Annotated in this window: 10 protein-coding genes; 6 read left to right on the top strand and 4 right to left on the bottom strand. The window is 46.4% G+C overall.

The genetic code is table 11. The features are described 5' to 3' along the window. Positions 1-77 precede the first annotated feature (77 nt). Both B2P60_RS03830 and argH read right to left on the bottom strand, forming a co-directional pair. On the bottom strand, positions 78-368 hold the full coding sequence (locus tag B2P60_RS03830; RefSeq protein WP_062843543.1) for an oxidative damage protection protein: 291 nt from the start codon (positions 366-368) through the stop codon (positions 78-80). A 188-nt stretch (positions 369-556) separates the two neighbouring features. Continuing rightward, a complete protein-coding gene (argH, locus tag B2P60_RS03825; protein WP_286739530.1) occupies positions 557-1930 on the bottom strand; it encodes an argininosuccinate lyase in 1374 nt (457 codons plus the stop codon). 377 nt (positions 1931-2307) lie between these two features. Between argH and B2P60_RS03820 the strand changes: the two genes are divergently transcribed. The 6 genes from B2P60_RS03820 (at position 2308) to B2P60_RS03795 (ending at position 8064) form a co-directional block, all read left to right on the top strand. Continuing rightward, complete coding sequence (locus B2P60_RS03820; protein WP_230708920.1) at positions 2308-3195, top strand: histidine kinase; 888 nt, start codon at positions 2308-2310, stop codon at positions 3193-3195. Between the two features lie 242 nt (positions 3196-3437). Next, positions 3438-4175: a LytR/AlgR family response regulator transcription factor gene (locus tag B2P60_RS03815; RefSeq protein WP_193005815.1), complete on the top strand. Its 738-nt coding sequence runs from the start codon at positions 3438-3440 to the stop codon at positions 4173-4175. A 191-nt stretch (positions 4176-4366) separates the two neighbouring features. Further along, positions 4367-5401 (top strand): hydroxymethylbilane synthase, encoded by a 1035-nt coding sequence (gene hemC, locus B2P60_RS03810; RefSeq protein WP_286739527.1) that lies wholly within the window; start codon positions 4367-4369, stop codon positions 5399-5401. 141 nt (positions 5402-5542) lie between these two features. Beyond that, positions 5543-6487, top strand: a complete 945-nt coding sequence (locus B2P60_RS03805; protein ID WP_286739526.1) for a uroporphyrinogen-III synthase — start codon at positions 5543-5545, stop codon at positions 6485-6487. A gap of 56 nt (positions 6488-6543) precedes the next feature. After that, positions 6544-7521: a hypothetical protein gene (locus B2P60_RS03800; protein WP_286739525.1), complete on the top strand. Its 978-nt coding sequence runs from the start codon at positions 6544-6546 to the stop codon at positions 7519-7521. A 51-nt stretch (positions 7522-7572) separates the two neighbouring features. Further along, positions 7573-8064, top strand: coding sequence for an acyl-CoA thioesterase (locus B2P60_RS03795; RefSeq protein ID WP_198334578.1), 492 nt, complete (start codon positions 7573-7575; stop codon positions 8062-8064). Between the two features lie 129 nt (positions 8065-8193). Here the strand turns inward: B2P60_RS03795 and ribBA are convergent, their stop codons facing one another. Further along, complete coding sequence (gene ribBA / locus B2P60_RS03790) at positions 8194-9306, bottom strand: bifunctional 3,4-dihydroxy-2-butanone-4-phosphate synthase/GTP cyclohydrolase II (protein WP_198334577.1); 1113 nt, start codon at positions 9304-9306, stop codon at positions 8194-8196. A gap of 344 nt (positions 9307-9650) precedes the next feature. After that, positions 9651-10940: a replication-associated recombination protein A gene (locus B2P60_RS03785; RefSeq protein WP_286739524.1), complete on the bottom strand. Its 1290-nt coding sequence runs from the start codon at positions 10938-10940 to the stop codon at positions 9651-9653. Positions 10941-11116 lie beyond the last annotated feature (176 nt).

Here is an 11116-nt window from a genome sequence, read left to right as displayed (position 1 = left end):
GATAACAATTAGGTTTGATAATTAGTTTATAAAACTTTTAAGTGGGATTGACTATAGTAGAAAACAAAAATCAACGGTTAGCTTTCTGGCGTCCAGCCTTGGGCACGCTCATAATCCTCGTTGTCCAAAAATTTATCGCGTTGTTCGGTTAAGAATTTTTTGGCTTCAGGATCCATCATGCTCAAATGGTTTTCATTAATCAGCATGGTCTGATGTTCGAGCCATTCTTTCCAGGCTTTGTCCGATACCGTTTCTTGTAGCTCTTGACCTTTTTTGTTAGGAAAAGGTGGGTGCGGCATCTTTGGTAATTCTTGCTTATATTTACGGCAAAACACCGTGTTGGCTTGCGGATTAAATGTCTCAGTCATAAAGCAGTCCTTATTCGTTGTGTTAAGGTGTCAAATTAAATGGTCATATTCATCTATGATAACGGTCTTGGCAGATTTAGCAAAGAGTATCTGGTATAACGTGTGATAGCGTGACTGCCAATAAAAAACACCCGCTATTTAGACGGGTGCTTTTATCAAAGTATCAGGCAAACTTCTTCACCAAGATATCAGGCAAACGCTTTTAAGCGCGCGCGACCATTGACCACGGCCTGCTTGACTTGGTTGGGCGCTGTGCCGCCTAAGTGGTCACGCGCTGCCAACGAGCCTTCTAATGTGAGGTAGTCAAAGACATCATCACCGATCGCCTCGCTAAACTGCTGTAGCTGGGCCAAAGACAAATCACTTAAGTCAACGCCCTCGGCGATCCCTAAAGCGACCGCATTGCCGACCACTTCGTGCGCATCACGGAACGCCACCCCATTACGGACCAGATAATCCGCCAAATCAGTCGCGGTTGCGTAGCCTTTCATGGTAGCGTCACGCATGGCATCGATGTTTGGGGTGATATTTGGCAGCATATCAGCAAAGGCCAATAGCGAACCCGTTAAGGTATCCACGCAATCAAAAAGTGGCTCTTTGTCTTCTTGGTTGTCTTTATTGTAGGCAAGGGGCTGGCTTTTCATTAGACTCAGCAGGGTCATGAGTTGACCAAAGACACGGGCCGCTTTACCGCGTACCAACTCTGGCACATCAGGGTTTTTCTTTTGCGGCATGATAGAGGAGCCAGTGCAGAAACGATCTGGTATTTGTACAAAATTAAACTGCGCTGACATCCACAGAATAATCTCTTCGCTCATACGTGACATATGCATCATGAGGATAGAAGCGGCTGAGGTGAATTCAATCGCAAAGTCACGATCTGAGACCGCATCAAGCGAGTTTTGGCAAATGCCTTCAAAGCCTAGCAGCTCAGCGGTAATCGTACGATCGATAGGAAAAGTCGTACCTGCAAGGGCTGCACTACCAAGCGGCATCTGATTGATACGGCGGCGTGCATCGACGAGACGTTCAGTATCGCGATACAGCATTTCAAACCATGCCATGACATGATGACCAAAGCTCACGGGTTGTGCGGTTTGTAGATGGGTAAAGCCTGGCATAATGGTATCGGTGTGCTTGTCAGCCAAATCAAGCAAACCGCTTTGCAGGCGTACTAACAGTGCGATAATATTGTCCGTTTCTTCTCGTAACCAGAGACGAATGTCGGTAGCGACTTGATCGTTACGGCTACGCCCTGTGTGCAGTTTTTTGCCAACCGCGCCGATAATGTCCGTGAGACGTGATTCGACATTCATGTGTACGTCTTCAAGGGCAATTGACCAGTTAAACTTACCCGCTTCGATTTCGCGTAACACTTGCTGTAGGCCATCTACGATAGTGGCCACTTCGTCAGCAGTTAAAATGCCACACTTTTCGAGCATGGTCGCATGAGCAATTGAGCCTTGAATATCATGACGGGCAAAACGTTGGTCAAAACCAACGGATGCGGTAAAGGCTGCCACAAAGCTGTCAGTCGCCTCACTAAATCGTCCGCCCCACATCTGCTGGCCCTGACTGCTTGTAGGACTGTTTTGTGCAGCGTTATTTGTTATAGAGGCATCTGTGCTAGAATCAGTGGCAGATGCGTTTACATTTGATTTGGGATTACTAGGGTTTGAAGAATTGGCATTCATATCGGTACAAGACAAGTCAAGAGAATAAGAGCTCAAGTATAGCAAAGGATGAGGTTGCCTTACTAGCGGAGCGCTTAGAGTTTTTTATTCCCAAGCTCATGGAGGTCATGAAGCCTTGGCAGTGGTTGATATACATCTTTTTTTGGTCGTTGTTTGTGACGGTGACGAATCGCTATGACATCGCGACTTGGTCAGATTTTTTGATTCAGCTTTTGAGTAGGTTTCTTCAAAATGTCTTAAGCATTATGCCCTCTTTATATCTCATTGATTATCTGCGTCCAATCTTTAAAAGGATGAGCATACCCAGAGTCAGTATGTATGTCCTTGCCTTATTAATCATTACCTCTGTCATCTCAATGACGCTGATCATGCTGATTATGATTAATGTGGGCTGGTTTGAGTACGACCGTCAAACGTTCATAGTAAATATTTTATTTGATGCGATGTTTAGCGGTGGTTTTACCTTGGTGTTTTTACTGTACTTCTTACGTCGCTATCGTGAGTTAAACGCCCTAAAGCAGTCATTTGAGCGTAATTTAAGCGCGCAGAATGATGTGATTAAAGCCCGTATGGCACCGCATTTTTTCTTTAACACGCTGAACACGCTTGTGTCACTTATTGAGTCCAACCCAGCAAGAGCCGCCGCTTTATTGCAGCATGTTTCCGCGTTATTCCGTGCCAGTTTTAGTGGTGAGCGTGAGATCAGCTTTGAAGAGGAAATTGCGCTTTGTGAGCATTATTTGGCGATTGAGTCTAGCCGTTTGGCAGACAAGCTTGAGGTGAGTTGGCAGCTGCCTGATGAAAATACCATGTATGACATGGTTATTACGGCCTTAACCCTACAAAGCGTACTAGAAAAAATGCTGCTGAATGTGGTTGAGATGACCACAGAGACGATTTATATCAGTATTAAAGTGACGTGGCAGCAACATCAGGTCGCCATTAAAATTGCTGTCGAGCTACCCAAAAAGACTTTAATCATCAATCATGAGCTGCGCCAGCACATGGATTTTTATATTCAAGCTGAGCGTTTACGTGCCTATTTTGGTCAAAACGCTAATATCAAAAGTAAGGTCACCACCACCCAAATCATCACCATCATCAATTACCCGCTTCACGACGTCGGTTTATGACGACCGGTTTACTACCGCTCATTTCCCCCCTTTCTGCTTCGAATAAATAAGCATGGCATACTTATTGCACTGTGTTAAATATAACAGTCAATACATCAGTAGTCAGCACATAGAACTATGTATAGAGGTTAATAGAGGGATGGTTACCTTTGAAATAGTTAAATGTTTTTACGCTAAGTGATGGATGATAAATGTTCATACTATTAAAAACATATTAAGTCTGTCCTAAGGTGGGAGTTTGCATGCGTATCGTAGTTTGTGATGATGAACCGCTCGCGCGTGAGCGTTTGGTCAGGATTGTACAAGAATCAGGTCACCAAGTAGTGGCACAAGCAACAACAGGGGCAGAAGCCATTGTCGCTGTAAAAATTCAGCAGCCAGACATTATCTTATTAGACATTCGCATGCCTGAGATGGATGGGGTGCGCTGTGCGCAAGAGCTTGCTAAGCTTGAGCACCCACCAGCGATTATATTCGTCACCGCTTATGATCACTATGCGATCGCAGCGCTCAAGGCCAACGCCATTGGTTATTTATTAAAGCCTGCGAATAAAGACGAGTTACTGGAGGCGCTGGATAAAGCAAAAAACCTAAATGCCGCGCAGTTAAATGAGATCCGTAAACTTGAAGACCCAACGGCACGCCCAGTACGCGAACACATCGCTGCCCGTACTCACCGCGGTGTTGAGCTGATTAAGCTAAAAGACATCTATTATTTTACCGCCGATCAAAAGTATGTCAAAGTACGCCACAAAGATGGTGTGGTACTGATTGATGAGACACTAAAAGAGCTTGAGCAAGAGTTCGGCGATCGCCTCTTTCGTGTGCACCGTAATGCCATTATCAACCTCAGTTTTTTAGATTTTTTAGAGACACTAGATGGGGGACAGTATCAGATACGCTTTAAAGGTATTAACGAGGCGTTAGCAGTGAGCCGCCGTCACCTGCCAGCATTACGCGATAAGATTCAAAGCATGTAACTGACTGTATTAATAGCGAAATAATCACGCCATATCATCAAACCCTTATTTATGCTTAAATAAGGGTATTTTTTGCGTCAGCATTTACGATAAATGCTTCCTATCGCCATTTTTTGTGGCAAATTTGCGCTGTCTTTGATGACTGACATTTAAGTACTGACGCTCCAGTATCGAACTTATTGAGGCTTTCTATGAGCAATCCGCAGCAACCTGCTTTGACCACTTTAAACATCGCCACGCGCCAGAGTCCTTTGGCATTATGGCAAGCTGAGCACATTCGTGATCGTTTATTGGCACTTTATCCTGAGCTGACGATCAACTTGCTAAAAATTGTCACTAAGGGTGACAAGATTTTGGACACACCTTTGGCAAAAATCGGCGGTAAAGGTTTATTTGTCAAAGAGCTTGAGCAAGCGTTGTACGACAAACAAGCAGACATTGCGGTACATTCGTTAAAAGATGTGCCCATGCAGCTCCCTGAAGGCTTGACGCTTGGGGTCTACTGCAAGCGTGCTTCACCAACAGACGCCTTTGTCTCCAATACTTACGATAGTATCGATGCGTTGCCACAAGGGGCAGTGGTTGGGACATCAAGTTTGCGCCGCCAGTGTCAAATTAAAGCGTATCGTCCAGATTTACAAATCAAGACCTTGCGCGGCAATGTTGGCACCCGTTTGGGTAAGCTAGATGCTGGCGAGTATGATGCTATTATCCTAGCAACCAGCGGGCTGCAACGTATTGAGCTGGACGAGCGAATACGCGGAGAGCTTGATATTGATGCTTGTCTGCCAGCGGTTGGTCAAGGCGCCTTGGCGATCGAATGCCGTGACGGTGATGACGAGGTGTTAAAACTGCTTGCACCGCTTAATGATGACAAAGCTCGTATTCGCCTCATCGCTGAGCGCGCGCTAAATCGTCACTTAGAGGGTGGGTGTCAAGTGCCGATCGCGGCTTATGCGGTTTTGCAAATGGCTGACGAAACCGATGCCAATAATGATCACAACGGTGACAATGGTAATAATGATAACGGCAATGTGTTGTGGTTACGAGGTCGGGTGGGGCAAGCCGACGGCAGCAAGTTGTTAAAATCTGAAAAACGGGTCACATTGATCGGCCCACAAGACGAGCAAGAAGCGCAGGCCAACCAGCTTGGTATTGATGTTGCAGACATGCTGCTTGCCGATGGTGCTGGGGATATTTTAGCAGCGATCTATCATCCTGAATAACGCATAAATGATGCAACTATTTGAGCAACCATAGGCCAGCCGTTACCTCTACAGGTCTGTGGTTAAGTCGGTTTTATCAGCGTTTTTCATGGTATATCTATGTCGTCAACTTACGTCAAGTCTAGGCAAAAAAGCCAAGCAATGGATCAATCACTATCATTGCCGCAAGTGGTCATCAACACTCGCCCGCTAGAGCGTGCAGCACCACTAACGCATCATCTACAAGCTGCAGGGCTGACAGTGGTTGATATGCCGATGTTGTCGCTGCAATCGCGGCCAGTAACCGATAATGATAGAACCTTGATGGGTCAATGGTTAACGGGTGACTATAAGGCGCTCGTTATCGTGAGTCCCACCGCGGCGGCTGCCGGTTTAGCGGTTTGGCAATCGCTTGTGCGTGAACTCAAATCGCAGGGCGGTACCGCTGAGGAAGCAGAGACAGAACTTGAGACGTTGAAGACACCCAGCCCTGTCATTGCCGTTGGGGCAGCAACCGCGGCTGTACTGAGTCGTGCCAAGTTAGATACGACAAGCTATAGAGTACGGCAGCCTGACGTTGCCAATAATGAAGGCATGCTAGCCATGCCTGAGATTAAAACTCTGCAAGCAGGTGATAAACTACTGATCTGGCGTGGCCTTGGCGGACGACGACTATTGGTCGATACATTACAGGCACGCGGTGTGCATATTGATAGTATTGCTTGGTATGAGCGCACCATGCCTACTGAGGCGGCGACTCAGTATCAGCAGTGGCTACAAGACTTTTTGGCGCACAGATCCACGCAGGTTGTCGCTCCCTCAAAACAACCCAAACAGTCAAAGCCAATTGTGGTTATTAGTAGTGGTACGGCCTTTGAGCATTGGACAACGATTGTTACAGCAGCTGCAACACCTTTAACACCGCAGTCAGATAGTGTGGCCGCGAGCAGTGTAGAACCACATAAGGTACTTACGTTGTCAGATTTTGCCTACGTCGTGTTAGGGGAGCGCTTAGCCAACATGGTGGCAGAGCAGCAGTTAAGTCACTGGCGGGTAGAAGATTTGGCGCCAGAAACCATTCTTGCTGCTATTAAGGCTAAAAACTAACATTTTCCTATGATTTACTTCACTATGTTTAAACCTATCCATAACGGTACTGTCTTATGCCAATAAATTCTGAATCGTTATCTAAGGATCCGTCTGCTGTTCAGCAGCGCCGGCAAGCAACGGTGTTTTTGTTGCGGCTGCAGTGGTTGGTTATTTTTTTGCTTATCGCCGCGATATTATGGCTATACATCAGCCAACAGCGTTTTGAGCATCATGTTAATGAGCGTTTGCAAAGTAACGAACAAGTCGTCAGCCGACTCAATGAGATGGATGATCGACTGTTTGCCATGAGTCAGCAGACGTTGCCAGAGCCTAGAGCGGCGGCCAGCAGTCAAGCGCAAAACCAGTTGGATTTATTGCGTATTCAAATACAAGCCGCTGATAGATTACTGGCCGATAATAACCATAGTGCAGCGATAGATTTGTTGCGAGGACTACATTGGCAGCTGTCACAAAGCAGTAATGAGATCGCCCCAGCGCTAACCGTCGTGATTAAACAAAGCCTAACAAAAGACATTGAACGCTTGCAGGCAAAAAGCGCGCAGCCCAGTCCTTGGCAATTACACAACCTCGGCATACAAAATATTCAAGATTTTTTGCACAGTCACGAGCGTTTTACTCATGCTGCGACACAGCCTCAAAACACTGACAGTGATGTGAGCCTAACGCGCAGGCAACTGACGATTCATGAAGTTATTATGACATTGAATCTGGCCAGTCAAGCCAGCAATATGCGCGAACGAGAGCCGTTAATTGGTTATTTGAGACAAGCGCGAAAACAGCTGAAAACCCTAGTTACCCAAGAATCAATGTCAGCAGAAACTGCGTCAAAAACCGCTACGACTAATAGTGAAAAAACGTCTCGTTCAACGTCGGCGGGCATAACAAACAAATCTCATGATACTAGTTTATCAACCAAAACTGCTCCCACTGACATCTCAGAAGTCATAGACTGGTTAGATCGATTGATTGCTAACGCACCAAAACCAACACCACTGTTAACCACCCAGATTTTAGACAAGCCTCAACGTTGATGGTCGTTGCTTGCCAGATTTATTGACCCAAAAAATAAGAGAGATTAAGTTATGGAGAGTCCTAAACAGTCAGAAAATGCAACCACTGATGTCTCAAGCAGTCATTGCCCCAACGAATTGGCGCATTTTCCTATTATTCATCCCCAGCCCATTCATTGGGGTGAGATGGATGCCTTTAATCATTTAAATAACGTGGTCTATTATCGTTATGCAGAATCAGCACGTATTAGCTATTTGCAGGCACTTGGCATGTTTGATGGCAGTATGGTCACAGTGTTGGCGCAATCAAGTTGCCAATATTTACGCCCAGTGACTTATCCTGATACTTTGTTATTAGGGGTGCGTTGTCAGCGTTTAGGCAATACTAGCATTGTGATGGAGTATGGCTATTATAGCAGCGCCCAAAAGGCCATCGTCGCAACGGCTGAAGCGGTGGTGGTGCGGTTAGACAGTGATGGAAAAAATAAGCTGCCGTGGACAGAGGATGAACGTGAACGGTTACTCGCATTAGAGGCGACAGTCGAGCACACGCCTAAGGTTTAAAAAGAAGTATTTATCACTTAACAATATTCACCTAACAATGTAAAGGCACGCTAACCTTATGCTAGCGTGCCTTTTTTTATGTCAGTGATACTACTCACGCTGGTACTGAATCAGCCAGCGGTTTAAATATTAATCCTGCTTTGGCGCATGAACAAAATCGACCACGTTTAGATCAAAGCCTGATAACGCATAAAACTTCATCGGAGATGACAGTAAGCGCATATCACGTACCCCAAGGTGGCGTAATATTTGTGCGCCCACACCAATACTACGATACGGCTGCTGTGTAATGGTAGATAGGGATTGATTGTCTGAGGCTTTATCTAGCGCATCGCCCAGATCCACTGGTTGATGACTACCAATCCATACGAGGACACCGCAATCTGACGCGCTAATCTCTTCTAACGCGGATTGCACACTCCAGCCACTACGGCCTGTCGTATCGTTTTTGGCAGCGAATAAATCGCGCAGCGGATGGAAGCCATGTACACGTACAGTACTGACACCTTCGCTCACATCACCTTTGACCAAGGCCAAATGCGTCTCATCAGCGCCAAACTCACGGAAACGATGTAAGGTAAAGATGCCATACTCAGTTTCAAAAGGACGGGTCTCAATTTCTTCTACCGTTTGCTCATTGGCAATACGATAGTTAATAAGGTCAGCAATCGTGCCCATTTTGATACCATGCTCTTGTGCAAATACCTCAAGATCATCACGGCGTGCCATCGTACCATCAGCGTTGATGATTTCTACAATCACCGCTGCGGGCTCAAGGCCTGCTAGTCGTGCCAAGTCGCAACCGGCTTCCGTATGGCCGGCACGATGAAGAACGCCCCCATTTTGAGCCATGATGGGAAAGATATGCCCAGGCTGTACGATGTCTTCAGGTTTTGCTGAAGAAGAAACCGCGGCTTGAATGGTGCGCGCGCGATCGGCGGCAGAGATACCAGTCGTGACGCCTTCCGCCGCCTCAATGGACACCGTAAAGTTGGTGCTAAATTTTGCTTCATTGCGATCAGACATCAGTGGTAATGCCAACTGTTGGCAACGTGCTTGCGATAAGGTCAAACAGACCAAGCCGCGCGCGTGGGTAATCATAAAGTTGATGTCGTCTGGGCGCACATGGGTCGCTGCCATGATGATGTCGCCTTCGTTTTCGCGGTCTTCATCATCCATCAAGATGACCATTTTACCAGCACGAATGTCTTCGATAATCTCAGGAATCGTATGTAAACTCATAGGTAAGTCTCAATATTTTATTATTTATAGATAGGTGTGGTTTGGAATATAAAGCGTTATCTGCCTATTGTAGCAGTAGATGACAAAAAGCGCTGTTATGGTTAAGCAAAGCGCGTGGTAATGAAAGCAAGCAACTGCCGACGCTCATCGCTCATGACTTGTCTATACCTCTGTGGTGACATTTTAACGCTTTTTACCCAAGCGTGCTGCTTCATCTCTAAACTATAAGGGCTAGACGCTAAAAAATCGTCATAAGTTTTATCAATGATCGGTACAGCTGTCTTAAGCCCCAGTTTTAGCAATCAGTAGTGCTCATTTGTGAATGTTCAACACGCCCTAATACATTAGTCATTACTTGCGGCTTGGTTTTTTAGCCAATTCATAAATTGCTTGCTGTGTTGCTCCCGCTGATTGTCCGCAAATGTGTAAAAGCTTGTCCCTAATAAATTATCAGGTAAGTACGTTTGGGGATAGTAATGATTGGGATAATCGTGTGGGTAGGCATAGCCCTGACCGTAGCCTTGAGTGCGCATGAGCTTAGTCACGCCATTACGCAGATGGAGGGGAACGGGCGATGCGTCTTTTTCTGCCAACGCCATCGCGGCATTAATGGCTTTATAAGTGCTGTTGCTTTTGGCGCTGGTGGCAAGATAGACCACCACTTGCCCTAAAATGATACGCGCTTCTGGCATACCTATGGACTGTACACTACGCAATGCGGCATCGGCGAGAAGTAGAGCGTTGGGGTTGGCATTGCCAATATCTTCACTGGCCAAAATCACCAAGCGCCGCGCGATAAAATCAGCAGGCTCACCGCCGACCAGCATTCGCGCCATCCAATATAACGCGGCATCTGGATCGGAGCCGCGTACGGACTTTATCATGGCCGAGATGATATCGTAATGCTGCTCGCCATCTTTGTCATAGCGAACCAACGCGGTCTGTGCGACGCGGCCGACCAGCTCATTATCAATAACAAGCGGTGAGTGCTGCGTATCAGCAGTTTGCACCGCAAGCTCTAACACATTCAGTGCTTTTCGCGCATCGCCATGAGCCAACTGACTGATGGTATCTTGGGCTTGTAAATCAATTTTCAGTTTTTTAAGCACATTGTCTTCTGATAGTGCTCGTTGTAACACCGCACTGATTTGCTCAGACGTTAACGGTTCGAGACGATACACTTGGCAGCGTGACAACAGCGCATTATTGACGCTAAAGGAAGGGTTTTCAGTGGTCGCGCCTATTAAGGTAATATCGCCAGACTCTACCGCACCCAATAGCGCATCCTGCTGAGCTTTATTAAAACGGTGAATCTCATCGATAAAGACCACAGGAGATTCAAAGCTCAATGAATCTTTATGGTCTAACACCTCACGCAACTGCTTAACCCCAGTATTTAAGGCAGAGAGCGCATGAAAAGGTCTGCCAACCGCGTCAGCCAATAGCATGGCAATGGTTGTTTTACCGATGCCTGCTTCGCCATGCAAAATAATAGAGGGCAAATGTCCTTGTTCGACCAACCGTCGTAGGGGTGCGCCAGCGGCTAAAAGGTGCGTTTGGCCAATGATGGCATCAAGCGTCGTAGGGCGCATACGTTGGGCAAGGGGCGTGTCGGCATGAAAGTTAGGGGGCATAGGACTCTCTATTGTGAAATAAAACAGCGCGCCATCATTCTAACAGCGGGGCTTGAGCAGCATTTTTATAAATAAGCTGCCCACTAAGTTTGTTATTTATACTAAAAAACAGATTTTTGGGTCAAAAAAGCGGCACTGGTAAAAACAGAATGGTCAATAATAACATTAGACATCAG

This window comes from Psychrobacter sp. UBA3068, assembly GCF_002366815.1.
Taxonomy (GTDB): Bacteria; Pseudomonadota; Gammaproteobacteria; order Pseudomonadales; family Moraxellaceae; genus Psychrobacter; species Psychrobacter namhaensis.
The sequence above is the reverse complement of the archived record's forward strand: the minus strand, read 5'-3'. Positions and strand labels throughout refer to the sequence as shown.